We start from the raw sequence: 26,464 nt of genomic DNA, 5'->3' as shown, positions 1-26,464 counted from the left end.
AAGAAATGTTAAATATTGTGCAAATAGGACCGGATTAGAACAATCTGGGCCTTTTATCACTATCTTTGTTTCCATCAGAGAAAGTGTGAGAGACTTTATTTTTACTTATTTATCCGATAATGCTATGAAAGAACTAAAAATGTTTATTAATGGACAATTCGTCCAGAACAAATCAGGAAAATGGATTGATGTGCTGAATCCGGCTACAGAAAAAGTAATCTGTAGACAGCCGGACGGAACGGCGGAAGATGCTGCCGTGGCCGTGGAAGCTGCTGAAAAGGCCCAGGGAGATTGGGAAAAGACGCCTTCTGTCGAACGGGCTGTTTACTTGAGAAAGATTGCCGAGGAAATCCGGAGACGATCTCCTGAGATTGCTGATATTATCGTGCGTGAAGGAGGGAAAACCCAGACGCTGGCTGCGGGTGAGGTCGCTTCTACGGCGGAATATTTCGACTATATGGCAGGATGGGCACGCCGCTATGAGGGAGAAGTGATACCGAGTGACCGTCCGAATGAGAACATTTTTCTGTTCAAACGTCCAATAGGGGTTACGGCTGGTATCCTGCCGTGGAATTTCCCGTTCTTCCTGATTGCCAGAAAGGCTGCCCCGGCACTGGTCACCGGAAATACCATCGTGATGAAACCATCTCAGTTGACCCCTGAAAATATGTACGTTTTCGCTCAGATCTGCCAGGAAGTGGGACTTCCGGACGGGGTGGTGAATGTGGTGTTTGGACGGGGATCTGTCGTCGGCCATGCCCTGGCCTCGAATCCGAAGGTGGGAATGGTGAGCTTGACGGGAAGCGTGAGCGCCGGTCAACAGATCATGCATGCTGCCGCCGAGAATATTACGAAGGTTTCCCTGGAATTAGGCGGCAAGGCTCCTGCTATCGTCCTGCCTGATGCTGATCTTGATTTGGCTGTGAAGGCAATTATCGACTCACGTATCATCAATACGGGCCAGGTATGTAATAATGTGGAACGTGTGTATGTCCATAGGAGCATAAAAGATGCTTTTATGGACAAGCTCGTGGCCGGGTTCAAGGCTGTCAGGGTGGGGGATCCATCCCGGACAGCAGAGTTGGATATGGGACCGCTGATTGAGAGAAAGGCACTGGATTCTGTCCTGGAGAAGATTGAACATGCGGTAGACCAGGGTTGTAAATTGATTTGCGGGGGCCACCGTATCGGGGACAAAGGTTACTTTATTGAACCGACTATCCTTGATCAGGCACAACAGAATATGGATATTGTGCAGAAGGAAACTTTCGGCCCGGTCCTGCCTGTCGTAACCTATGATACCATTGATGAGGCTATCAATATGGCCAATGACTGTGAGTATGGCCTGACATCGTCTATCTATACAAAGGATCTGGATATGGCCGTAAAGTTGAACCGGGAATTGAAATATGGTGAAACGTATATCAACCGGGAGAACTTTGAAGCTGTCCAGGGCTTCCATGCCGGTTGGAGGAAGTCAGGTATCGGCGGTGCTGACGGTAAGCACGGACTGGAGGAATATCTGCAAACTCATGTGGTATATCTGGATACTCATTATGATGCCAAGTAAACTCTAAGAGGGGACTGATACCTTGTTTCGGTGGTCAGTCTCCTCTTTCTTCTCTTATCCTGCTCCCTTCTACCAGGGGGGTCATTTAATCTTTCAGCGTGATCCTGCAGTGGTCGAGAGATTCGACGATGGCCAGAGATTCGCAGCGTATGCCTTGTTTTTCGATAACTTCTCGCCCATGCTGGAAAGCTTTTTCGATAATAAAGCCCATGCCGACAAGGTCACAGCCGGCCTGTCTGCAAAGATCAATGATCCCGTTGGCGGCATTTCCGAAGGCCAGGAAATCATCAATGAACAGTACTTTGTCTTTTGGGGTCAGGTAGTCTTTTGAGATGACTACCTGATATTCCCGTTGCTTGGTAAAGGAAAAAATGGTCGTTGAAAGCAGGTGATCCATTGTGGATGGTTTCTTCTTCTTGGCAAAGACTACGGGCAGGTCAAGGAGAAATCCCATCATGATGGCAGGTGCGATACCGGATGCTTCGATGGTAAGGATTTTGTTGATCTCTGTTCCAGCATAGCGCTTGATGAACTCTACGGCGCACTGCTTCATCAGATTCGGATCCATCTGGTGGTTGAGAAACTGGTCTACTTTCAGGATACCTCCCGGATAACATTTTCCGTCTTTTAGGATACGTTCATTGAGAATTTTCATCTTTCGGATTCTTTTTCTGTTGTGTGATGGTTCCCTTCCTGGGTTATCTTTTTAAAATAGTCGATTAATCGTTTTTCATCTCCTTGACCGGTGGGATGGAAATAGGTCCTGTCTGATAGCTCTTTTGGCAGGCAGGGTTGCTGGATATAATGATTCGGATATTTGTGGATGTTGAGGAGTCCTTTCCCCCGACCAAGTTTGCGTGCACCGCTATAACTTGCATCTTGGAGGAACGCTGGAATAGCCGCGTTGCCGGTCCTTTGTACATCTTTCATGGCTGTATTGATGCCTTGACAGGTATCAGACTTCGGAGCCATACAGACATAAAGGGCGGCATGGGCAAGGATCTCCCGGCATTCGGGCATACCGATACGCTCTACGGCAAGAAAGGCATTGACGGCTACTGCCAGGGCGTTGGAATCGGCCAGCCCGATGTCTTCGGAGGCGCAGACACAGATGCGGCGGGCTATGTATTTCGGATCTTCTCCTGCAACGAGCATACGGGCAAGGTAATAAAGAGTGGCATCAGGAGCGGTATGCTTCATGCTCTCGATGAAGGCTGAAATGGTATCATAATGGTGATCCCCACTTTTGTCGTAGCGGATGACCCGTTTCTGAATGCATTCGTGTGCGGTGTCAAGGGTAATGTGTATCCACCCGTCTTGACCGCGGTCTGTGGTCTCCGTCGCCAACTCAAGTGCATTATAGAGTGCGCGTGCATCACCGTCGGCCGTCTCGGCAAGAAACCGGGCTGCGTCCGGATCAATCCGGGCGTGGGCTGTGGCAAGGCCCTTCTTGCAGGTAAAGGCGCGCTGGACCAGAATCAGAAGATCGTCGGGGGTAAGCGGCTTCAACTCGAAAAGGGTGGAACGTGAAAGGAGCGCGCCATTCACTTCAAAATAAGGATTCTCGGTAGTCGCGCCGATGAGGATGACGGTACCGTCTTCCACGTATGGCAGGAGGTAGTCCTGTTGGGCTTTGTTGAACCGATGAATCTCGTCAATAAAAAGGATCGTTTTCTTCTGATAGGCCCCGAAATTATATTTGGCAGCCTTGACCACCTCTTCGAGGTCTTTCTTGCCGGAGGTCGTTGCATTTACTTGCCTGAAGTCTGCGCTGGTCGTATTGGCAATCACACGGGCAAGTGTGGTCTTTCCGGTTCCGGGAGGACCATAAAGAATAATGGAAGACAACTTATCAGCTTTGATACAGCGATAGAGCAGTTTCCCTTTCCCGATAATATGCTGCTGGCCAACTACCTCATCAAGTGTAGTTGGCCGCATGCGGGAAGCCAGAGGAGCGGAATCTGACCGCAGGTCTTGAGCAGCGGAATCAAAAAGATCCATGGATAATAGGGTATACCTCGGTTATCTGCTGACAATGGCAATATGTATAGCGTTTTTGCCCCTTGCACTGTCTTCGGTCAGAAAGGTAACCTTGTCCTCTATCTCAATTTCTTCAGGAGCATTGCTCAGACGGAAATAATAACTGTTTCTCGTATCTTCCTGCTGGATAAAGCCATAGCCTTTTTCTACATTGAGATAGGATACCTTTCCTGTCAGGAAAGCGTTTTCCTCTTCGTCTTCGCTCTTCTTTGGGGTGGAGACTTCAATATCTTCTAGTTTCACCTCATCTTTGACAATGTTGTCCGGAGAGGAATGGAGCTGACCGTAATCGTCCTCGTAAGCAATCATATCATCCATGGAGCTCTTACCTTGACTTTTGCGGAGTTCCTTGCGCTTTTGCTTTTCTAGTTTCTTCTGCTGTTTTAATTTTTCTTTCTGTCTTTTGTTAAATGAAAAACTTTTTGCCATATTGTTTATTATGTGCGGATTGATAGTCCGGTTGATTTTAATTCTTTTTTGGACCAAAAGGTGAAACAGAAAGTCTTCACTTCCTATTGCTCCATAGATGTCAAAGTCGTGTCAGTCTGCTTAAAGCTGTTGAGTCAGGATGAATCGGACCTTGATAAAGAAAGCGGTAATGAGGGATTCCTTAGGTAAGGTCTGTGGGAGAAGTCACGGATGGTTACGCATAGGCGGGTCAATAACAGTATCTTTGTTCTATTGTTGCAAAGGTACAAAAAAAAATCCGGAATAGCAAGTTGTGTGGTATGTACTCATCAGATAATGCCTTTATTGTGTCCTTTTCTTTTGCTGATGTCTGATGGGAAATGAATATTGGGGTAACAGAAAGTGTCTTTTTTGACGGATTATGCTGTGATTTTCATGGATTTTCCGTATATTTGCCTTCTATAGGTACTTAATGCGGGAAATGGAACAGACAAATGTATCTTTACTGGAGACGTTGAAAAGTTATTTCAACATTTTTGCAGACAGAGAAGATGAAAGGACGGTCATAGAGAATATTACCAATGGCGTGCATTTCCGTGGCGCCCAACTGTGGATACTCATTTTTGCTGTCTTTATCGCTTCTTTGGGCCTTAATGTCAACTCAACGGCTGTAATCATTGGAGCCATGCTTATTTCTCCCTTGATGGGACCGATCATCGGCATGGGGCTGGCTGTGGGCATCAATGACCTGGCGCTGTTGAAATCAGCCCTTAAAAACTTTCTGGGGGCTACGATCATCAGTATCGTTACGGCAACTGTTTATTTCCTGCTCTCTCCTTTCGGTGAGGCTCAGTCGGAATTGCTGGCGAGGACTGCGCCCACCCTTTATGATGTCCTGATCGCCTTTTGTGGTGGCGCTGCCGGATTTATTGCCATTGCTACAAAAGGGAAGGGAAATGTCATTCCGGGCGTTGCCATTGCTACAGCGCTTATGCCTCCGCTTTGTACGGCAGGATATGGTATTGCCCATGCTAATGTTTACTATTTCTTAGGGGCTATTTATCTGTTCTTTATCAATACGGTCTTTATCTGTTTGTCTACCTTCCTGGGAATCCGGATGATGAAATATCACAGGAAAGAACAACAGAATGCGGCCCGCGCCAAAAGAGTCCGCAGGTGGATCATCTCTATTGTCGTCATCACGATGATTCCGGCAGCGTTGATGACTGTCCATATCTTCCGTGAGAGCATTTTTAAAAATAATGTCAATACATTTATCAAGGATGTATGTAATGTGAGAGGTTCCCAGATCATTTCCAATCAGGTGGATCCGGATACAAAAACGCTTAAACTGGTAGCTGTCGGTAAGGAGATTTCGGCAGAATCAATCCGTGGATTCGAAGATAAATTACCGGATTATCACTTGAAAGGTTATCGGCTTCAGGTGATCCAGGGCTCACAGTCGGACAGTCTGCTCATGCTGGGGGATCGCATCAATGCGATGTCTGATCTCAAGAGCGGGGATACACAGACCATACAGGCACAGCAAAACAGGATCGTGAATCTGGAAGATCGACTGACTTCTTATACGCGTTATGAGGAGATGACTCCTCAGGTTCGCCGGGAGATGTCCACTCTCTATCCTGGAGTCCTGTCCCTGGCCCTTTCTCCTGTTGCCCAGTCCAAGAAGGATACCGTCGCAAATTATGTGGTTGCTATTGTGGGTACTGGTTATGGACGGCATATCAATACGGTTCAGCGGGAAAGTATGAGGAAATGGCTTCAGATCCGGATCAAGGCAGACAGCGTGCGTCTGATTACTACCAATCACTGAGATTATCATTGGTCTTAATTCAGAATTCATTACCTTCTTCTGACAAGCGTATTACCCTATATTGGTAACGATGTCTCCGCGGCCTGGTAACGATGTCTCCACGGCTTGGTAACAATGTCTCCACGGCCTGGTAATGAATTTGTCTTGATGCATCTCTTACCTGATGACCAGTTTGTCGCTGCCTGCTGCCTTAAAACTCATATCCAATCCCGTGACGCTGTGGGTGAGTGCACCGAAAGAAATGAAGTCTACGCCGGCTTGGGCGTAGGGGATCATGTTGTCAAAAGTTATACCTCCGCTCGACTCCGTCTCGCAACGTCCTGCTACCCGCTTGACAGCCTCACGTGTTTCCTCTGGTGTGAAGTTGTCGAACATGATGCGGTCGCATCCCTCGGCAAGAGCTTCATCAAGTTCTTTGAAGTTGCGCACTTCACACTCTATTTTCAGGTCCTTCCGGTGGGTCTTGCAATATGCCTTGGCCCGTGATATGGCATTGTGCACACCGCCACAGAAGTCGATATGGTTATCCTTAAGCAGAATCATGTCGAAAAGACCGATGCGATGGTTCATACCCCCGCCGATTTTGACAGCCTCCTTTTCCATCATGCGCATTCCCGGTGTGGTCTTGCGCGTGTCAAGCACACGGGTCTTCGTTCCGGCGTCAATGAGGGCCTGCTGATACCGATGGGTCATGGTTGCTATGCCACTCATGCGTTGCAAGATGTTGAGCATGAGCCGCTCGGTCTGAAGCAAACTCTGCTCACGTCCTTTTACGCTCATGACGATGTCACCGGGTTTCACGTGTGCTCCATCGTGGATAAATATTTGGATTTTCAATTCAGGGTCAAAGCGGTGAAGTACTTTTTGGGCAATCTCCATGCCGGCGAAAATGCCCTCCTGTTTGATGAGCAGTTTGCTTTCTCCTATGGCATCTGTAGGAATACAGCATAGGGTGGTGTGATCGCCGTCGCCGATGTCCTCACTAAAAGCCAAGTCAATCAACTTGTCGTTAAGTTCGTCTACTGATAGCATAATTATATGGTTGAATGATGATCTAAGTTGTGATTTGATGATATATCCGTATTTGCTGATTACAATCCCAACTGTCTGGATAACTCGAGCATTTTGTTGATGGGGCGAATGGCTTTTTGGGCAATCTGGGGGTTGACTTCAATGACCGGCCACTCATATTTCAAACAGTTGTATACCTTTTCCAGCGTAATCAGTTTCATGAAGTTGCATTCGTTGCATGCGCATGTACTGTCGTCGGGCGGGGCAGGGATGAACAATTTGTGTGGAGCCGATTTCTGCATCTTATGAAGGATGCCGCTCTCGGTGGCTACGATGAACTCCTGAGCTTCGTCCGCGATGCTGAATTTAAGCAGGGCGGCTGTACTGCCTACTTTGTCAGCCAGTTTCACGACAGGTCCTTTGCACTCCGGATGAGCGAGTATTTTTGCATTGGGATGTTCTTCTTTGAGTTTTAGGATCTTCTCTACGGAGAACTTCTCGTGCACATGGCAGGCCCCGTGCCAAAGCACCATATTACGACCCGTGAGGCTGTTGATGTATCCGCCGAGATTCTCGTCCGGACCGAAAATGATCGGTGTGTCCCTGGGGAATGATTCCACGATCTGGCGGGCATTGCTGCTGGTGACTACCACATCGGTCAAAGCCTTGACGGCGGCAGATGTGTTGACATAACTGATCACCGTGTGCCCTGGGTGGGCTTCAATAAACTTCCTGAAGTCTTCAGCCGGACAACTCTCGGCCAATGAGCACGAAGCATTGAGGTCGGGGAGGAGTACGGTCTTTTCCGGGCATAATATCTTATTGGTCTCACCCATGAAGTGAACGCCGCACATGACGATGATGTCAGCATCCGTGGCCGCCGCCTGTTGTGCCAACGCAAGACTGTCGCCTACAAAATCGGCGATGTCCTGTACCTCACCGTCTGTATAGTAGTGAGCCATGATTACGGCGTTCTTTTCTTTACACATCCGGCGGATTTCCTCTTTGATTGCTATGCCCTCAGGAACAGCTTCATCAATGAACCCCTTCTTTAACCATTTTTCCTCAGTCATTTTCATGTTGTCTTTTCTGTTTTTAGAGGTCTGGCACTTTGTTATTTCTTGTCGTAGGCATGTTTGGGATAGTCTATCGTATAGTGCAGTCCCCGGCTTTCCTTACGCTCAATGGCCTGACGCGTGATCAGGTAGCCTACGTTGATCATATTGCGCAGTTCGCAGATGTCCCGCGTAGGTTTCACGCGCTTGAAGAGTTCTTCAGTCTCTTCATACAACAGGTCAAGGCGCTTCCATGCCCGGTGCAGGCGTAAGTTGCTGCGCACGATGCCCACATAGTTTGACATGATCTGGCCTACTTCTCTTTCGTCTTGTGCGATGAGCACTTTCTCCTCATTGCTCATCGTGCCCTCATCGTTCCATTCCGGAACTTGGGTGTTATAGGTATAATTGTCAATGGTCTTGATAGCATGTTCTGCAGCAGACTTGGCATAGACCACAGCCTCTATCAGCGAGTTGCTGGCCAGACGGTTGCCGCCGTGCAGTCCTGTGCACGAGCATTCCCCCACGGCATAAAGTCTTTTGATCGAACTCTCGCCGTTGAGATCGACCTTGATGCCTCCGCACATGTAGTGAGTGCTGGGGCATACGGGGATATACTGTTTTGTGATATCGATGCCTATAGACAGACACTTGGCATAAATGTGCGGGAAATGCTTCTTTGTTTCTTCAGCATCCTTATGGGTTACATCGAGACAAACGTGGTTGAGTCCATGGATCTTCATCTCCCGGTCGATGGCCCTTGCCACAATGTCGCGAGGGGCTAAAGACAGGCGTTTGTCATACTTCTGCATAAATTCCTCGCCGTCGGGCAGCCGCAGTATGCCACCATAGCCACGCAGTGCTTCCGTAATGAGAAAGGCCGGATGGGTCTCTGCCAGATTATATAGTACGGTAGGGTGAAACTGGACAAACTCCATGTCTTTTACAGTGCCTTTAGCTCGGTAAACCATAGCGATACCATCGCCGGTTGCGATGTTGGGGTTGGAGGTTGTGGCATATACGGCACCGGTACCACCTGTGGCCATGAGAGTGACGCGACTCAGGAAGGTATCTATCTTCTGTGTGTCAGGATTCAGGATATAGGCGCCATAGCATTCTATGTCCGGCGTCTTGCGCGTTACCTCAACGCCTAAATGATGTTGGGTGATTATCTCTACAGCGTAATGGTTCTCGAAAATGGTAATGTTCTTGTTTGCTTTGACCGCAGCCATCAGGCCTCGTTGTATCTCATAGCCGGTGTCATCAGCGTGGTGTAAGATCCGGAATTCACTGTGTCCTCCTTCCCGGTGCAAATCAAAGGAGTCGTCTTCTTTTTTGTCAAAGTTTACTCCCCACTGCAACAAGTCATTAATGGCTTCCGGTGCATTTCGTACTACATGTTCTACAGCCTTTCTGTCGGAAATGAAATCTCCGGCGATCATCGTGTCTTCTATATGCTTGTCGAAATTGTCCACTTTGAGATTGGTTACAGAAGCGATGCCTCCCTGAGCTTTTGAAGTATTTGTTTCGTCAAGCGTGGTTTTACACACTAAGGCAACTTTGCCTTTGCCGCTGTTAGCTACTTTTAATGCATAGCTCATACCGGCGACGCCACCGCCAATAATGAGAAAGTCAAATTTGTAAATCATGAAGTTTATATGTATGTCTCAGTTGGGTACAAAGGTAGTAAAAAGATTGATAATCCCTTTCATATCTATTGCTTTTTATCGATATATTGAACGAAAGATGAAGATTAAGTGCTGTTCGACTTACGATTTGATAATGGAAGAAATTAAGTCAGGTTTGCTGAATATATCTGATTTTTCGAATATTTAATTCAAATATACTTATGGTCTTCTGCTACCTTAGTTATCCACTCTGTTCTTCTTGCTGTTTTTTAAGGTATAGAAACAAAATATCCCCAATTCGCAAAAATTGGGGATATTTTAGATAAAGTACTGGTTTATCAGTAACTCAGCGGAGAGAGAGGGATTCGAACCCCCGGTACCTCGCGGTACGACGGTTTTCAAGACCGTTGTAATCGACCACTCTACCATCTCTCCTCATTGAGGATTGAACCGAACGGTTTCCTAATGCGAGTGCAAAGGTATAACTATTTTTCTGTTCTACCAAATTATGTATTCATTTTTTAGAATAAAAATGGACGTTTCAACTGTTGTCAGTGGCTGAAGGTGAAAAATCTCACCTCCTGCAGGCTGATGCCACAGTTCTTGTTGATGTCCGTAGATTTCTGAGTATAGAAAATAGTTGTATTTTTAATGTCAATGTCATGAACCATACCGGGTGCGCCATTGGCGGAGATGCCTATCCGTGCTCCACGACAAACCACATCACTGATATGAATATCTTTAAAGTCAGGTGAATAGTCATTCTTTTTTCCGTTGACCTCCGACTTTCCATGAGGATCCTCATAGTCACATTGGAAGACGATGGCCTGGTCTTTGATGTCAGTCATATAGATATGATCGATAAAAATATTCCGTGTGGGTCCGCCACGGCCTATGGCACTTTTGAAACGCAGTCCGGTGTCCGTTCCCATAAAACGGTTGTTACGGACCACGATGTTCTTCATCCCACCCGAAACATCACTGCCTATGACAAAACCACCATGGGCATGGAAGACCACATTGTCCTGGATGTTGATATTCTCACATGGTCCCTTGGCTGCTCCACCTGCACCGGTGCCACCTTTCATGCAGATACCGTCATCACCGGCATTGATGGTGTTGTTGACAATGAGAACGTTCCTGCAGTTGCCAATATCCATCGCATCGCCGTTTTGAGCATTCCACGGGCATCTGACAGTAACACCATCTATAATAACGTTGCTGCAACTCTGCGGAACAATATGAAATTGTGGTGAGTTCATGACGGTGACGCCTTGAATCATGATGTTGCGGCAATCCTTGAACAGGATCAGCCGGTTACGCAGATGCTCCTGAATTTTAGCAGTGGAGGCGATATTGTCGAAATGTTTCAAGTTGAAAGGATACCAGGCTTGTCCGTCATCCGATACCGTTCCTCCCATCTCCAGGAGTTGCTTCCATTCCTCATCGTTCATTTTGCCCTTTTTGGCATACCTCCACCATTCGCCGTTACCGTCTATGGCCCCTTCTCCCGTAATGGAAATATTCTCCAGTCCATTACCACTGATTTCAGGAACGGTTCGGAGCTCAGGTACTCCGTTATCCATTTGCTGGTATTCTTTCTTGTCAGGGGAGAAGACGATAATTGCGTTTTTCTCCAGATGGAGGTCAATATTGCTCATCATACTGATCGGTCCTGTGAGATAGATACCGTCCGGTACTTCCAGATGGCCGCCGCCTCGTTGGCTGAGAGAAAGGATAGCTGCCCGGAAAACCTTTGTGTTCGAGGTGACTCCATCTCCACGGCCGCCGAAATCAGAAAGCGATGTCCGTGTTACCGGGATGACGGGAGCCGTCACTGCCGGCATCTGGACCGGAAGGTTCTGATAATATTTCAGGTAGCCATTGTCTGCATAGGCAGCCTCGAAGACCAAGGCAGACAGAATAAGTGCATAAATCTTTTTCATGTCGTTCAGGATTAGTTTAAAGTAGGGTATATAAATAAAAAGAGGCGGCCGCTATTAACGAACCGCCTCAGTGAAAGGAGGAGTGGTACCTCTTGGAGTTGAACCAAGGACACACGGATTTTCAGTCCGATGCTCTACCACCTGAGCTAAGGCACCCCATCTTTTTGTTTTGCGGTTGCAAAGGTAAGAAGAAAAATCCACACTGAAGAAAAGCACAGGAGAAAAATCATGCCCGTTAATGTTTATTAACAATGCGGATTTCTAGGATGGTTTCTGCATTCACTGCTGTTTGAGCGGATTCCATCCCTGAGCAGGAATGTCAAATTCATTCTGATCACGTGTCACCAGTTTGAGTCCCAGTTCTTCTTTTGTGATATAGCCGATCTGTCTGACACCTTCCATGGCGCTCACCTTTTCGTGATCCCCGATAGGGACAGTGAACAGAAGTTCATAGTCTTCGCCACCATTGAGGGCGCAGGTCGTCACGTTCATGTTCAACTCCTCTGCCATCACGGCGGTTTGATAATCTATAGGAATCTCTTTCTCATAAATCCGGCAGCCGCAATGGCTCTGCTTGCAGATATGATGCAACTCACTGCTGAGGCCGTCAGAAATATCCATCATCGCCGTCGGTCTGATGCCCGCATCCCGGAGTTTGCTGATCATGTCACCGCGGGCTTCCGGCTGAAGCTGGCGCTGGATCAGATACTCTTTGCCGGAGAAGTCCGGTTGGAAACCGTCCATGGCAGAGAGGTCAGCCCGGAGTTGGTGTTCCTTCTGAGCATCTTTCTCTTTTTCTGCTTCCTTAATCTTTTCCCTCAGATCATTGATCTGCCCATAATAGACACTGTTCTCACGTTCGAGGAGTTGGAGTCCCATATAGGCTGCCCCGAGATCCCCCGTTACGCAGACCAGATCCGTTTCATTGGCGCCATTGCGGTAGACGATGTCCTCCCTGGTGGCCTCTCCGATGCAGGTGATGCTGATGGCCAGGCCCGTATAAGAAGGGGAGGTGTCACCGCCTACGATGTCTATATTCCATTTGTCACAGGCAGCTCGGAGACCTTTGTAGAATTCTTCCAGGTCTTCCACCTTGAAGCGCTTGCCCAAGGCCACATTGACGATCATCTGTTTTGGCGTCCCGTTCATGGCAAAGATGTCACTGATATTGACCATGGCCGACTTGTAGCCCAGGTGTTGCATATCTATGTAAGTCAGGTCAAAGTGGATCCCTTCCATCAGCATATCACTGGTGACCAGTACTTCCTTGTCCGGATAGTCCAGTACGGCGCAGTCATCTCCTACACCATATAGGGTCTCTTTATTCTTTATCTTGATGTCTTTCGTGAGATGGTCAATGAGACCGAATTCTCCGAGTTCGGATATTTCCATTCGATAACAGCTAAATTAAAATATGAATTAAACGATTCTTCAAAGGCCAGGAGAGTCAGAGGTCAACTGCGTCTGATCATTTCTCTCATGATCTCTGTCATGTGTGGCTCGGCCGAGTTAGCTGCTTCCTGGACTTCCTCATGGCTGACTTGTACCGGCACATCGAAGCCGCCGAGGTCCGTGATAATGCTGACTCCAAATACTTTGATGCCGCAGTGCCGCGCCACAATGACCTCAGGCACCGTGCTCATGCCTACGGCATCTGCACCCAGGATATGGTACATCCGGTATTCATGCGGTGTCTCAAAAGTTGGTCCCTGCACCCCTATATATACCCCATGTTGTACGGGAATTCCCTTTTCTTCAGCGATCCTGTCAGCCAGGGTGATCAATTGGTGGTCATAAGCCTCATGCATATCAGGAAAACGAGCATAACCAGGAAGGTTGACGCCATGTAGAGGGTGTTCCGGAAAGAAGTTGATATGGTCAGTGATAATCATGATGTCACCCACCTTGAAGTTGGGGTTCATTCCTCCTGACGCATTACTGACGAAGAGAGTTTGTATGCCCAGTTCGTGCATGACACGTTCCGGGAAGGTGACCTCCTGCATGGTATATCCTTCGTAGTAGTGGAAACGACCGTCCATAGCCATAATATCCTTTCCGCCGAGTTTGCCGAAAATCAGTTTGCCGGCATGGCCCTGCACCGTACTGACGGGGAAGTTAGGGATGTCCGTGTAAGGGAATTCATAACTGTCAGTTATCTCTGAAGCTAATTGTCCTAGTCCGGTGCCCAGAATGATGGCTATCTTTGGATTTGTTTTCATCCTTGTCTTTAACCAGGATGCTGTTTCTTGAATTTTTTCTAACATAACTTATGATCTTTTGATTAAAATTTTCTCCTTCATCCAGCATGAAACGGATGCGGATAGGGAGGACGAAGAGATTTCTTTTCACCTCCTCGCTGAGTCCGCTGGCCCCTTGCAATCGGGCAGCATCTTTTTCAGTGGTGATAATGACCTTCGGTTCCGAAAGAGCTGCAAAAGTCTTATTGATCTTTTGAACATCCTTCAGGCTGAAATTATGGTGGTCAGAGTAGGTGAGAGGTGTGATGTCAGCAGGTTCTATCTCGGTAAGGTCCTGCATGATCTGCTTGGGAGAGGCGATGCCCGTGAGCAGGAGCACGTGCTGTCCCTGGATTGACGTCAGGGAACGTCCCTTCCGGCATCCTTTCCGGGTATCATACGGATCATTGGGCCTTTGTGTATCTGTGCCGGCATTTTCTGCCGAATGCCTGAACAGCGGCTGGAGATCACAATAGTCGAGGGTCGTGAAATAAAGTTCCTGATAAGGATAGAGGTTTAAAGCCTTTGTGAGTACCCGGAATTCCATCGGTTTGAGATCCTTCGGGCATTTTGTGACGATAACGATGTCTGCACGGTTCTTGCCACATTCCGGCTCCCGGAGTCTGCCTGCTGGCAGGAGTTTGTCATAGATGATGAGCCGGTGATAATCAATGAGGAGGATATTGATGCCGGGTTGGACGAAACGGTGCTGGAAAGCATCGTCCAGGAGAATGACATCTACGTCTTTTGTCTGTTGGTCCGACTGCAACTGTTCGATGCCTTCTCTTCGGTTCTTGTCTACAGCCACATAGAGATGATGGAATTTCCGGTACATCTGATAAGGCTCGTCACCTATCTCCGGCATTTTCGTATCTGCATCTGCCAGGATATAGCCATGACTTTTACGTTTGTAGCCTCGTGACAGGACAGCGACCTGGAAGGAGTCCTGGAGCAAACTGACCAGGTATTCCACGTGAGGTGTCTTTCCTGATCCCCCGACAGTGATATTTCCTACTGAGATGACGGGTATGTCATAGGCCCTGGCTTTCAATAGGCCAACGTCAAACAGCCAGTTCCTGAAACGTACACCTAAGCTATACAGCCAACTTAATGGTAACAGCCATTCATTGATCTTGATGAAATCTCCTTCAGTTCTCATTCCTTTCTCTATGATTAAGATTATCCTTAAGAGGGTTCATTTCAGCGTATTTGAATATTATTGATCATTCTTGCCTGCAGCAATTCCTGATGAGTGTTCAGTTCCTTCAGTAATAAGAACGGTTCATAGTAGTCACCTAGAGCTGCTTTTACGGATTCGTCAAGATTATTCCCGTGTTGGATTTCTTTCATGAACCGGTCCGTCCAGTCACCAGGTTGCGGATAGCCTTTCGTGTGATAGGTCTTCAGATGAGCGAGGCGGGCAGCTTTGGCTACTGCCACATTTGTGCCCCCGAGTTGGTCCACTAATCCTAATTTGATGGCATCCATACCCAGCCAAACGTGTCCTTGTGCGATACGTTCCACTTGTGGAATTGTCATTTTCCTTCCCTGGGCTACCCGAGAGCGGAACAGTTGGTATCCCCGGTGGATATTCCCGGCGAGTAGTCTGAGTTCTTCCGTGTCTAGAGGCCGTGCCCAGGTATCCCCGAAAATCGAATGTTTGTTGGTTTCTACCTGGTCGAAATGTAATCCGAGTTTTTTAGTACCCAGTTCGCTGAGGTCACGGAAGACGCCGAAGATGCCGATGCTCCCCGTGAGTGTGGTAGGCTGAGCCACGATCCAGTTGGCATTACAACTCATGTAATAGCCTCCGCTGGCAGCCAGATCTCCCATGGAGATCACTACCGGTTTTTTGGCTTTCAGTTCTGTTACGGCATGCCAGATCTGTTCAGAAGCGTAGGCATCGCCACCGGGTGAGTTCAGTCGGATCACCACTGCCTTCACGTCATCATCATCCTTGAGTTTCTCCAGATCCTTGCAAACTTTTGTAGAGACGATAGCATCCTGGCTGACAAAATTGCTGGCAGTATTATTGAGGACGATCTCCCCTTCTGCATAGTAGACGGCGACTTGTCCTCCGTGGTTATGTCGGTCAGCTTTGTCCATTTCTTCCGGACTTACCTGTGAAATAGTCTGATCCTTATCGAGGCCCAGTTGTTTCTTTACAACGTTCTTTACTTCATCATCATAGAGAAAGCCATCTACAAGTTTGTCTTTCTTGTAGCTCTTCGCATCAGCCAGGAGGATGAGATGGTCAGCGTAAGCATTGATGGAATCCCGGCTGATATGTCTGCTGGCCGAAATGGCATTAACGACAGTTTTCCATGTGCCATTGATGATGGCTGTTAACTGGATACGGTTCGCCTTGCTCATCCGGTCAGAGGTGTAAGCTTCCGTGGCACTCTTGTAAGCACCTACCTTGATGACCTGATAATGGATGCCGAATTTGGCAGCCAGGTCTTTGATATACATCGGTTGTGCCCCGATGCCATGGATGTCGATCATGCCAGACGGATTCAGGTAGATCTTGTCAGCCAGAGAAGCGACGTAATAAGCTCCCTGGGTATACATATCCCCGTAGGCAATGATCCATTTGCCGCTTTTCTTGAAGTCAGCCAAAGCGTTGCGCAACTCCTGCAGGGTGCCATAATTATTGATCAGTGCTCCTGTCTCAATATAAATTCCTTTGATATGAGGATCTTCCTTGGCTTTGGCGATAGATGAGAGAAGATCGTTAAGTCCGATCTGACTGGCCTCGCCTCCGGTCAGTTTGCTCAACAGGTCATTATCTACCCGCTCTTGAATCGTACCCTTTAGATTGAGCACCAGAACGGAATTGTCTGCTATTTTCTTCGGGGAATTTTCAGAGGCGATAATGCCGGCTAAACCCAATAAACCGAAGATGAAAAGAACGAGTCCGAAACCAAATATACCTGCAATGGTGGCAAGGACGTTTTTGAAGAAATCTTTCATACTATTCTTTGTCGTAAAATCCAAAAGTTGTTTGTTATCAACAAAGTTAGCAATAAAAAATGAAGAAACGAGTTTTTCTTCTGAGAAAAGTCAAAAATAAAGGTTATTTATCAAATCAAGCAAACATACTCTGAAAAAATATTGCTACCTTTGCCGGTAATCTTATACGAAAAGAAACGCAAGGAAGGAATGGCCGATGATGGCCGAACAAACAACAAAATACTTTAATCTATGAAACAAATCCTGTTATCCTGTACATTTATGCTACTGACCGTTTTGTCAGTTTCGGCAAAAGAAAAGAAAGAGTTATGGCCTGACGGCACGCCTATGGAGGCTTGGTTTTCCGATACCACCAAGGTTGATGCAGGCCGACTCGGTACCCGTTATGTCATTACGGACTATGGGGTCAGGAGTGACAGTACGATTATCCAGACCAGACAAATTCAGGCAGTGATTGATAAGGCTGCCCGGAATGGAGGAGGAGTAATTGTCATTCCTGAAGGCACCTTCCTCACGGGTTCCTTATTCTTCCGTCAGGGGACGAATCTTTATCTGGAAAGAGGCGGAAAGTTGAAGGGCAGTGACCGGATCGTTAATTACCCTATTGTCAAGACCCGTATTGAGGGACAGACCTGTTCCTATTTTGCTGCCCTTATCAATGCAGATGGACTTAATGGTTTTACGATTGCCGGAGAGGGGACGATTGACGGGAATGGCTTCAATTACTGGCAGGAATTCTGGATCCGCCGGCAGTGGAATCCGCAGTGTACGAATAAGGAAGCCTTACGTCCCCGGCTTGTCTATATCTCGAATTGTACGAATGTTACCCTTCAGGATGTCCGTCTGGTGAACAGCGCCTTCTGGACCAATCATCTCTATCGCAGTAATCATGTGCGCTATCTTCACTGCTATATCTATGCGCCGACCTCTGGTCCGGTAAAAGCTCCCAGTTCGGATGCTATTGATGTTGATTTCTGCCATGATGTCCTGATCAATGGTTGTTACATGAATGTCAATGATGATGCCGTCGTCATGAAGGGCGGTAAAGGAACATGGGCGGACAAGGACAGTACAGACGGGCCGAACCGGAATATCCTGATCGAAAACTGTCATTACGGGACAGTCCATGGCTGTCTGACTTTGGGCAGTGAGAGTATAGAAGACCATAATGTTGTCCTCAGGCACTGCTATGCTGATCATGCACAACGTGTGTTATGGCTCAAGTTACGTCCGGATACTCCCCAGCAGTATGGCTATGTGACCGTGGATGGCTTTACCGGGAAGGCCGAAGATTTTCTGGTGGTGCGTCCCTGGAGCCAGTTCTTCAAACCTGAACGGCGCGACGATATGCCCTTGAGCCGTTGTCATCATATCGTGATGAAGAATATCCGGATCAACTGTAAGAATTTCTTTGATGTCAGCACGAGCGATAAGTATCAGTTGGATCATTTTACCTTTGAGAATATTAATGTGACGGATGAAAAGAATGCCTTTGATCCGGATCTGATACCGAATTCAATCGTTAAGAAAGTGATTATCAACGGAAAGAAATTCTAAATGGCAACAGACTGATCCGTTTGGACTAAGGATCAGAATCGTGTCAATAATATATATAGGTAATGAAGAAAAGAAATATCTTATCTGGTTTCCTGCTATTGATAGCATTGTCTTCTGCTGCCCAGACCGCACGGAAGTTTGTACTGAATATCACCCCTGACGGGGCTTCCTCTTTAACTTGCTATCTGCCCGCCCATCCTTCCGGAAGGGCTGTCGTGGATTGTCCGGGAGGAGGATACACGCATCTGGCAATCGACAATGAAGGGTATCAATGGGCTGATTTCTTCAACCATCGGGGCATCAGTTATTTTGTCCTGAAATACCGTATGCCTCATGGTGATCGTACTCTTCCGATAAGTGATGCTGAACAGGCGATGAAAATGGTGCGTGATTCTTCCGCCAGATGGCAGATTGATCCTTATGATGTGGGGATCATGGGGTTTTCTGCTGGCGGCCATCTTGCTTCAACGCTCAGTACTCATGCCGGTTATGACGTACGTCCTGATTTCTCCATCCTTTTCTATCCAGTCATTACGATGGGGAAAGGCTGTCATCAGGGTTCAAGGGACAATTTCCTGGGGGAATCACCGGACGAGCGATTGGTAGAGGATTTTTCCAACGATCGCCAGGTACGTGTCCATCAGACTCCTCCTGCGGTCGTCTTCCTGGCGAATGATGACGGGGGAGTGCCTCCTGTGCAGAACGGGGTGGCTTATTATTCGGCCATGCGGAACGCTGGCAACGATTGTGCCTTGTATGTCTATCCCACTGGCGGACATGGTTTCGGATTCCGGACGACCTTTCCTTATCATGACCAGATGCTGGATGATCTGTCCTCCTGGCTCGCAACTCATCCTGTCCCTTATCGTGATGCTCTTCGTGTAGCCTGTATCGGCAATAGTATTACGGCAGGATTTGGCATTGATATGTCTTCTGAGAAAGGTTATCCTGCTGATCTGCAAAAGGATCTGGGTGCCGGGTATCTCGTGAAGAACTTCGGGGTATCTGCGCGTACACTGCTGAATAAGGGTGATTTTCCTTATATGCGTGAGCGCCAGTGGAAGGATGCCCTGGCTTTTCGCCCCCAGATAGTGATCATTAGCTTGGGAACGAATGATTCCAAGCCTGAGAACTGGCGTTATGGAAAGGATTTCAGGAAGGATATGCAACAGATGATTGATTCTTTGAAGATGCTTCCTTCACATCCTGTAATTTATCTGGCTACACCTATTCCTGCCTTTAAGCCGACATGGAATATCAATGACAGTGTAATCGTAAATGGTATCAATCCTGTTATCCGCACATTGGCTAAGAAAAACAAGTGCCGGTTGATGGATCTTCACACCGCTTATGGACCTTATGCCAAACTTCAGCAGAAAGACGGAATTCATCCTACTGCCAAAGGTGCAGAAAAATTAGCAGAGCTTGTGATGGCAGTTCTGCAGGAAAAGCGTTGATACTGATTTTTTGAATCAGTATCAATTTACTCCTCCCGTCGAAATCATCGGCAGGGGGATTTTTTATTTGAAATACTTCATCTTTACTTCCGAAGGGACTCCCCGGAGGGCCTTCTCGATCGCTTCTGGTTTAGTCTTCCCCCAATTATAGGGATAAACTACTTTAGGGCGGATGAGCAGAACGGCTTCACGTAACTGTTTAAGGGTCATTGTATAAGGTTGGTTACAGGGCAGGAAGGCTATATCAATATGCTTCAGTTGCTTCATCTCCGGGATCAGTTCTGTATCTCCCGCAATGTAAACACGGAAACCATTAAAGTCGATGACATAGCCGTTTCCTATTCCCTTCTGATGAATTTTCCGGTATTTCTTCGTGATATTATAGGCCGGGACGGCATATACCGTGATGCCATTCCCCAGGATGGCTTTCTGTCCATTTGAGATGTGCATTCCACGATGATAATAGCGGTTCCAACTGCTTACATCCATGAGAATCTGTGTCTTAGAGCCATCGGTCAGTGCCAGAATCCCGGATTTGTCAAAGTGATCATCATGCTTGTGGGTTACGAGTATGTAATCGGCTTTCGGTTTATCGAAATATTCTACAATAGGGGGGACATTGCTAGCCACCGGGTCTATCTCAAATTCAAGACCATCATAGTTCATCTCAACTGAGGCGTGTTTGATGGGAGTGACAATCAGTTTCTTCCCATCTTTCATTATGTAAATATCTGCTCCTGAAGCAATCCTGTGACAGGCGTTTGTGAGAAAGACGGACAGGAATGCCAAAAGGATGAAGGATATTTGTTTCAGGCGGTGAAAATGGTCATTCATAATTATGAAAATTTTGTTGACTCTTGAGTTGTGGAAAGTCCTAGAGGAGATTCCCGTTACAAAAATAGCTAAATAATCGGTGGCCTCAAAGAATGAATCGTTAAAAAAGTGCTTCAAAGGATCTGATTTGTATCGTTTCCTTCTCCTTTTAGCTTGAGAAAGATCTGAAAATACTTACTTTTGAACAAAAAGAATAGTATTTGAACAAATTTATACGGTATGGTATTAGAAAGTTAATTATTTTTGCAGCGTTAAAGACTATTAATCTATCGTACAAGTAACTAAAAATTAAAACGTCATGAAAACTTCACCTACAAAACAAACAAAAAATGCATCGATGTTGTATCTTAGATCCATCTCATGGTATCTGTTTCGGATAAAATAGAATTCATTTTATCCTGTTAAAATGGATTTCAGTAGAAGGACAATACCTGAGACGGAGGGAAAAGGACCATTCAGATCTGTTTATTGAGCAGAACCTCTGAATAGTCTGAGCAAATGCTTAAAAGATTTCCCTTAAGTGCTAATTTTTTATTATCTTTGCACAACATATATAAAATTAAACAAACACTGTCCGCTCTCAACATGATTCCTTTTTGCCGATAACAGTCAAATAAAAAAACTAAAACAAATTCCGGAATGACCTCTTGTCTGATGACAGGTCTGAAGGTAAAGTGAATCGTATAATAATTTTGATCAATAAATAATCAGTAAGTCTATGAATTCAAGAAGTAGATTCAATTTCTATTTTCCTGTTCTGATAGCTTGTTTTGTATTCGTATGTTGTTTTATGTGCAGTAGTCCAGCATACGCGCAAACACAGGATCAGATTACAGGTACAGTTGTCGATGATCACGGCGATCCGGTCATCGGCGCCACGATTTCTGTGGATGGGAAAGCCCGTTCAGTGACCGATTTGGACGGTGACTTTAAAGTTGTTGCCAAACCGGGGATGAAACTCACGGTCTCTTATATCGGATTCAAGCCGAAGACATTTACCGCCAAGGCAGGTGGGATGAGAATTTCCCTGGCCTCAGATGTCAATCAGATCCAGGAGGTACAGGTCGTGGGCTATGGTGTACAGAAAAAGGTAACCGTGACCGGTGCCGTCTCCAGTGTCTCTGGAAATGAGTTGGCGGAGACTCCTACAGGATCCATCAATAATATGCTCGCCGGTGCCGTGACCGGTCTTTCTTCGGTGCAGGTGAGTGGTGAGCCTGGTTCTGATGCTGCCGCATTGTATATTCGTGGCAAGGGGACCTTCAACTCGTCCGGCCAGGCTCCTTTGCTGCAGGTGGATGGCGTGGAGCGTTCCTTCAATGATCTCGATCCGAATGATATTGAAAGCATTACGGTCTTGAAGGATGCTTCTGCTACGGCAGTCTACGGTGTACGTGGTGCAAACGGTGTCATCCTGGTGACAACAAAGCGCGGCAAGGAAGGTAAGGCCAGAGTGTCCTTCTCAACCAACTGGAGTGTGGTTGCCCCGTCAAAACCATTGAAATTGGCTAACTCATACGAGTATGCCACCTTCCGCAACTTGCGCGACCAGTATGATTTTACGCCGACAGCCTCAAATCCAACTTTTACTCCGGTTTTCTCAGACGCTGTCATCCAGGCTTTCAAGACGCACAGTAATCCAGTCCTCTATCCGGACATGAACTGGATCAATTTTGTGCTGAACAAGTCTTCGCTTCAGACCCAGCATAATATGAACATATCAGGGGGTACGAAGGACGCCCGGTATTTTATTTCCGTGGGAGCCTTTACCCAGGACGGTATGTTCCATAAGTTGACACAACCATACGATAACAATTACAGTTACCAGCGTTTTAATTATCGTGCCAACCTGGATCTGGACGTCACCTCCTCGACAACCCTTTCCATGAACCTCAGCGGTATTGTGAGTAATAAGCGCAATCCTCTTGGTTCACAGGGACCTACCGGATTTTTCAAGAACCTCTATTATACGACTCCGTTCTCCAGTCCTGGAATCATTGACGGTAAGTATGTCGTCTTTGACGGTACTTGTAGTTGGCTGCCTTTCCAGGGAGCTACAGGTGCCAACTACTATGGTGCCGGTTATGACAAGCAGAGTGTCAATACCCTGGATGTGGATATGATCTTAAAGCAGAAACTCGATTTTATTATCTCTGGACTTTCTTTCCAGTTGAAAGGATCCTATAACAGTTCTTTTACTGCTGATACAGACTGCTCTCAGTCGCTGCCTACTTATACTCCCGTTGTCACTACCAATGCAGACGGGACTCAGAATATTGCTTATAAGATGAATGGTGCCCTGGATGTCATGCATTACTCTACCAGTACGGGGAAGGGTCGTAACTGGTACATGGATGCCAGTATCAACTATGATCATAACTTCGGACTGAACCATGTCGGAGCCTTGCTCCTTTATAACCAGAGCAAAACTTACTATCCGAGTTCTTATCCTGCCATCCCGACGGGTTATGTAGGATTGGTGGGACGTCTGGCATACGACTGGAACAACCGCTATATGGCTGAGTTTGACTTCGGGTATAATGGCTCAGAAAACTTTGCCAAGAACAAGCGTTTTGGTAAGTTCCCCGCAGTCAGTGCAGGCTGGGTGTTCACCGATGAACCCTGGCTCAAGCCGATTACCAGGATCGTTTCTTTCGGTAAGCTCCGTGTCACCTACGGTGTAGTCGGAAATGACCAGATAGGTGGACAACGATTTATGTATCTTCCGGATCCCTATTATATCAATAATACTTCACTGCTTAACCGTGGCGGCCGTGCATACGACTTCGGTATCAGCGGGGCTATCCAGAATGCTGCCCTTGAGGCTGCCCGTAATAACCCTGATGTGACTTGGGAAAAAGCACATAAACAGAACTATGGTATCGACCTGCGTTTCTTCAAAGACAGACTGGGAACGACCTTTGATTACTATGTAGAGCATCGTGATCATATCTTACTGTACGACCAGACCGCTCCGGACCTGATAGGATTTACTCTTCCTGCTGCCAATTTGGGTAAGGTGAAGAGTTGGGGATGGGAAGTTTCCCTCTCCTGGAATGACCGTATAACTAATGATTTTAGCTATGATCTCGGTCTTAACCTGTCTGATAATGAGAACAAGATTCTGGAAGAGAAGGAAGCTCCTCAGGACTATGCTTATCAGATGGCAAAAGGGCATCGTATAGGAGCACGTTCCCTGTATAAATTCTGGCGCTTCTATTATAAAGGATGTGAAGCAGATTATCAGAAAGAATTCGGTGAACCTTTCCCGACACAGTTTATCTCCGATCTCAGGCCGGGCGATGCTGTCTATGTTGATCTGAACCATGATGGTAAGATTGATTCTGATGATGCCAGCCGTGGGCTGAGCAAGAATACCGATGACCCGCACTTCATTTTAGGTTTCAATACCGGTTTTACCTGGAAAGACCTGAGTGTTTCAGCGCGTTGGACCGGGGCCTTTGGTGTCTCCCGTATGTTGGGAGGAACTTTTATGCGTCCGTTCCATAGTAATGTAGACAATGATATGGGAGGTCTGCTACAATATATGTATGATAATACCTGGACAGAGGATCACACGGATGCGTTCTATCCACGTCCTACCGGTGACCGGGCTGCAGCACAGAACTATATTAATTCTACGCTCTACGAGGTGAATGCAAGTTATCTGCGCTTGAAATCCTTTATCATTTCTTATAATCTTCACTTCCCGTTCCTGCAGAAACTGAAAATCCAGAGATGTGCCGTTTCTTTCAGTGGTTATAACATGCTTACCTTTACCAGTTTCAAGTGGGGGGACCCGGAGTCTCAGGTAAATGATGCACCACAGTATCCATTAACCAAAACCTATTCTTTAGGTCTTCAGATTAATTTCTAATTCTAAATTCAAAACGTCCTATGAAATTAATAAATAAGGGTATATTTGTTGCAGTACTTGGGTGTGTCATCCTTTCTGCAGTCTCCTGTACCGATGAAATTAAATTCGGGAGCGCTTTCCTGGAAAAAGCTCCCAGTGGTGATGTCACAGAGGATACGGTCTTCAACAGCGCTGAATATACCAAACAGTTCCTGGCCGGGATCTATTCCCTGCAGTACTATGGGTTACCGTATAAACATTCCAATAGTTTTCCATATACATACTCTACTTATGCTACGAAGTTTGATGACATGACAGACTGTTATCTGAGCAATTTCTCCAATGAGCCGGGTAGTATTGCATACTATACGGGGACATTGAATTCTAGTTATGGTGGGGATGGTCTGCTGTTTGATTATCGATGCAATAACACTTTTGAGGCCATTCATAATTGCTGGCTGTTAATAGAGAATGTAGATCGGGTGCCCGATATGGATGCGGCTACTAAAGCTGAGTATAAGGCAGAAGCAAAATGCCTGATGGCTGCCAAATATTTTGATGCCTTCAAGTTCTATGGTGGGATGCCGATCATCAAGAGTACCTTCAGTGGTACGGATGCTACCTATCATCTCCCTCGGGCTACCGTTGAAGAGACGGTCAACTATATGATCAGTCTGTTGAATCAGGCTATTCCTTATCTGCCCTGGACAGTAGCTAACCCGGAGTCGGATGCGGGCCATTGGACGAGAGCCGGGGCAATGGCCCTGAAGTGCAAGATCTGGCAATTTGCCGCTTCTCCGTTGTTTAATTCCAGTGAAGGATACTATGGGGGCACTTCTGATGCTGAAAAGCAGCACCTGGTCTGGTATGGAGGGTACAAACCGGAACTGTGGGATTCCTTATACAATGCCTGTAAGGATTTCTTTACAGAGTTAGATGCCCGTGGAGGCTATGCTCTGGTACAGGCCGATGGCCATCGCCCTCAGGACTATTGTAATGCTTTCCGTAAAGCTTATTATAATGCCAAGAGTCCTGAAATCCTGCATTTTACCCGTGTAGTTGACATTGATTCTTATAAGTTGAGTACATACGCCTGGCATTCCTGGCAGGCGATAGGTCGTTGCAGTACCAATCCGACCTTTGATTATATGACGATGTTCGGATGGGCTGATGGGAGACCGTTCAACTGGGCTCAGATGACGGATGCCCCGAAGGATACCATGTTCACCACTGGTGGAGGTGATGCTACTCATGTGCACTATACCCGCGATCCCCGTTTGTATGAGACTATGCTCGTCTGCGGTGAGGCTACCAGTATGGATGAGGCTACTGGAAATCTGAGTGGCCGTATGCGTGAGATGTGGATTGGCGGAGGTGCATCTGGCGTAAATGGAGGATATAATGAGGCTGCCTTTGCCAATGCTTCCATCACTGAAGCTACAAGTCAGTTTGGCACGGGCCTGGGTAACCAGAAATATTACTGTAATGCGGACGGTATCCGTTCTCCCTATCAGATCCAATGGTGCTATCTCCGCCTGAGTGACATCTATCTGACCTATGCGGAAGCAAAACTGCAGAAGGGTGATCTGAAGGGGGCTATTGCGCTGATAGACAAGGTCCGGGCCCGTGTGGGACTCGAAGGACTGGAGGCTGCCTATCCGGATGAGCATCTGTCGACGAACAAGGATCAACTTCTGAACCGTCTTCTTCAGGAACGTGTCTGTGAACTCGGTCTGGAAGATACCCGCTATTTTGACCTGATCCGTTACAAGCGGGCAGATATCTTTGAGCAACCGGTTCATAAATTATTGACTTATCCGCTTCATGATGACGGTACTCCGTATGGATTAAGCGAGGAGACGCGGTGGTTTGGATATAACCAGAAGCATCATATCAAGTATCCCACAAAGTTCAAGTATGAGACGCAGGAAGTGAAGCGGACTCGTATCTGGTGGACGGATGGATTTGATCCGAAATGGTATCTGGAGCCTTGGCCGTTGACAGAAGTCAATAAGGGTTATGGACTGGTCCAGAATCCCGGATGGTAATTCTCTTTCA

The 26,464-nt window shown here is 46.9% G+C and carries 18 protein-coding genes and 2 tRNA genes; 6 read left to right on the top strand and 14 right to left on the bottom strand.

Annotated elements, in window-relative coordinates:
- Positions 1 to 124 precede the first annotated feature (124 nt).
- On the top strand, positions 125 to 1,570 hold the full coding sequence (gene aldA / locus ACYRYG_RS09085) for an aldehyde dehydrogenase (protein WP_293418400.1): 1,446 nt from the start codon (positions 125 to 127) through the stop codon (positions 1,568 to 1,570).
- An 85-nt stretch (positions 1,571 to 1,655) separates the two neighbouring features.
- Here the strand turns inward: aldA and xpt are convergent, their stop codons facing one another.
- Genes xpt through ACYRYG_RS09070 form a run of 3 tightly spaced genes read right to left on the bottom strand, consistent with a single transcriptional unit; the run spans position 1,656 to position 4,039 of the window.
- Entirely contained in the window at positions 1,656 to 2,225 is a 570-nt protein-coding gene (xpt, locus tag ACYRYG_RS09080) for a xanthine phosphoribosyltransferase (protein ID WP_293418402.1), read from the bottom strand.
- Positions 2,222 to 3,571: a replication-associated recombination protein A gene (locus tag ACYRYG_RS09075; protein ID WP_293423709.1), complete on the bottom strand. Its 1,350-nt coding sequence runs from the start codon at positions 3,569 to 3,571 to the stop codon at positions 2,222 to 2,224. Before ACYRYG_RS09075 ends, xpt begins: the two co-directional genes overlap by 4 nt.
- Before the next feature lie 21 nt (positions 3,572 to 3,592).
- Positions 3,593 to 4,039, bottom strand: a complete 447-nt coding sequence (locus ACYRYG_RS09070; RefSeq protein WP_293418406.1) for a cold-shock protein — start codon at positions 4,037 to 4,039, stop codon at positions 3,593 to 3,595.
- Between the two features lie 460 nt (positions 4,040 to 4,499).
- Between ACYRYG_RS09070 and ACYRYG_RS09065 the strand changes: the two genes are divergently transcribed.
- Positions 4,500 to 5,852 (top strand): DUF389 domain-containing protein, encoded by a 1,353-nt coding sequence (locus ACYRYG_RS09065; RefSeq protein ID WP_460198026.1) that lies wholly within the window; start codon positions 4,500 to 4,502, stop codon positions 5,850 to 5,852.
- Positions 5,853 to 6,008: 156 nt separating this feature from the next.
- On the opposite strand, the gene nadC is transcribed toward ACYRYG_RS09065, so the two are convergent.
- The 10 genes from nadC to sppA all read right to left on the bottom strand — a co-directional run bounded on the left by nadC (position 6,009) and on the right by sppA (position 16,702).
- A complete protein-coding gene (gene nadC / locus ACYRYG_RS09060) occupies positions 6,009 to 6,884 on the bottom strand; it encodes a carboxylating nicotinate-nucleotide diphosphorylase (protein WP_293427780.1) in 876 nt (291 codons plus the stop codon).
- A 59-nt stretch (positions 6,885 to 6,943) separates the two neighbouring features.
- Positions 6,944 to 7,936: a quinolinate synthase NadA gene (gene nadA / locus ACYRYG_RS09055; protein WP_293424828.1), complete on the bottom strand. Its 993-nt coding sequence runs from the start codon at positions 7,934 to 7,936 to the stop codon at positions 6,944 to 6,946.
- 41 nt (positions 7,937 to 7,977) lie between these two features.
- Positions 7,978 to 9,567: an L-aspartate oxidase gene (gene nadB / locus ACYRYG_RS09050; protein ID WP_460198025.1), complete on the bottom strand. Its 1,590-nt coding sequence runs from the start codon at positions 9,565 to 9,567 to the stop codon at positions 7,978 to 7,980.
- A 329-nt stretch (positions 9,568 to 9,896) separates the two neighbouring features.
- Positions 9,897 to 9,981 (bottom strand) — tRNA-Ser (locus ACYRYG_RS09045).
- 116 nt (positions 9,982 to 10,097) lie between these two features.
- Entirely contained in the window at positions 10,098 to 11,492 is a 1,395-nt protein-coding gene (locus ACYRYG_RS09040; protein ID WP_460198024.1) for a glycoside hydrolase family 28 protein, read from the bottom strand.
- A gap of 83 nt (positions 11,493 to 11,575) precedes the next feature.
- Positions 11,576 to 11,648: transfer RNA gene (locus ACYRYG_RS09035), tRNA-Phe, on the bottom strand.
- 123 nt (positions 11,649 to 11,771) lie between these two features.
- Complete coding sequence (thiL, locus tag ACYRYG_RS09030) at positions 11,772 to 12,884, bottom strand: thiamine-phosphate kinase (RefSeq protein ID WP_460198023.1); 1,113 nt, start codon at positions 12,882 to 12,884, stop codon at positions 11,772 to 11,774.
- Between the two features lie 62 nt (positions 12,885 to 12,946).
- Positions 12,947 to 13,756 carry a purine-nucleoside phosphorylase gene (locus ACYRYG_RS09025; RefSeq protein WP_460198022.1) on the bottom strand — a complete coding sequence of 270 codons (810 nt, stop codon included), beginning with the start codon at positions 13,754 to 13,756 and terminating at the stop codon, positions 12,947 to 12,949.
- Positions 13,641 to 14,888, bottom strand: a complete 1,248-nt coding sequence (gene lpxK / locus ACYRYG_RS09020) for a tetraacyldisaccharide 4'-kinase (RefSeq protein ID WP_294728957.1) — start codon at positions 14,886 to 14,888, stop codon at positions 13,641 to 13,643. The genes ACYRYG_RS09025 and lpxK overlap by 116 nt, the downstream gene beginning before the upstream one ends.
- 41 nt (positions 14,889 to 14,929) lie before the next feature.
- Positions 14,930 to 16,702, bottom strand: a complete 1,773-nt coding sequence (gene sppA / locus ACYRYG_RS09015) for a signal peptide peptidase SppA (RefSeq protein WP_293415800.1) — start codon at positions 16,700 to 16,702, stop codon at positions 14,930 to 14,932.
- A 231-nt stretch (positions 16,703 to 16,933) separates the two neighbouring features.
- Between sppA and ACYRYG_RS09010 the strand changes: the two genes are divergently transcribed.
- Entirely contained in the window at positions 16,934 to 18,259 is a 1,326-nt protein-coding gene (locus ACYRYG_RS09010) for a rhamnogalacturonidase (protein ID WP_294077270.1), read from the top strand.
- Positions 18,260 to 18,321: 62 nt separating this feature from the next.
- A complete protein-coding gene (gene axeA1 / locus ACYRYG_RS09005; protein ID WP_293423644.1) occupies positions 18,322 to 19,716 on the top strand; it encodes an acetylxylan esterase AxeA1 in 1,395 nt (464 codons plus the stop codon).
- 63 nt (positions 19,717 to 19,779) lie between these two features.
- On the opposite strand, the gene ACYRYG_RS09000 is transcribed toward axeA1, so the two are convergent.
- On the bottom strand, positions 19,780 to 20,550 hold the full coding sequence (locus ACYRYG_RS09000) for an MBL fold metallo-hydrolase (protein WP_293425362.1): 771 nt from the start codon (positions 20,548 to 20,550) through the stop codon (positions 19,780 to 19,782).
- Positions 20,551 to 21,340: 790 nt separating this feature from the next.
- On the opposite strand from ACYRYG_RS09000, the gene ACYRYG_RS08995 reads away from it, so the two are divergent.
- Positions 21,341 to 24,427 (top strand): SusC/RagA family TonB-linked outer membrane protein, encoded by a 3,087-nt coding sequence (locus tag ACYRYG_RS08995; RefSeq protein WP_460198021.1) that lies wholly within the window; start codon positions 21,341 to 21,343, stop codon positions 24,425 to 24,427.
- A 20-nt stretch (positions 24,428 to 24,447) separates the two neighbouring features.
- Complete coding sequence (locus ACYRYG_RS08990) at positions 24,448 to 26,454, top strand: RagB/SusD family nutrient uptake outer membrane protein (RefSeq protein WP_460198020.1); 2,007 nt, start codon at positions 24,448 to 24,450, stop codon at positions 26,452 to 26,454.
- The last annotated feature ends 10 nt before the right edge of the window (positions 26,455 to 26,464 follow it).

The organism is Segatella asaccharophila, assembly GCF_054687055.1.
Note: the sequence above shows the minus strand (reverse complement) of the source record. Positions and strands in the feature narration are given on the sequence as shown.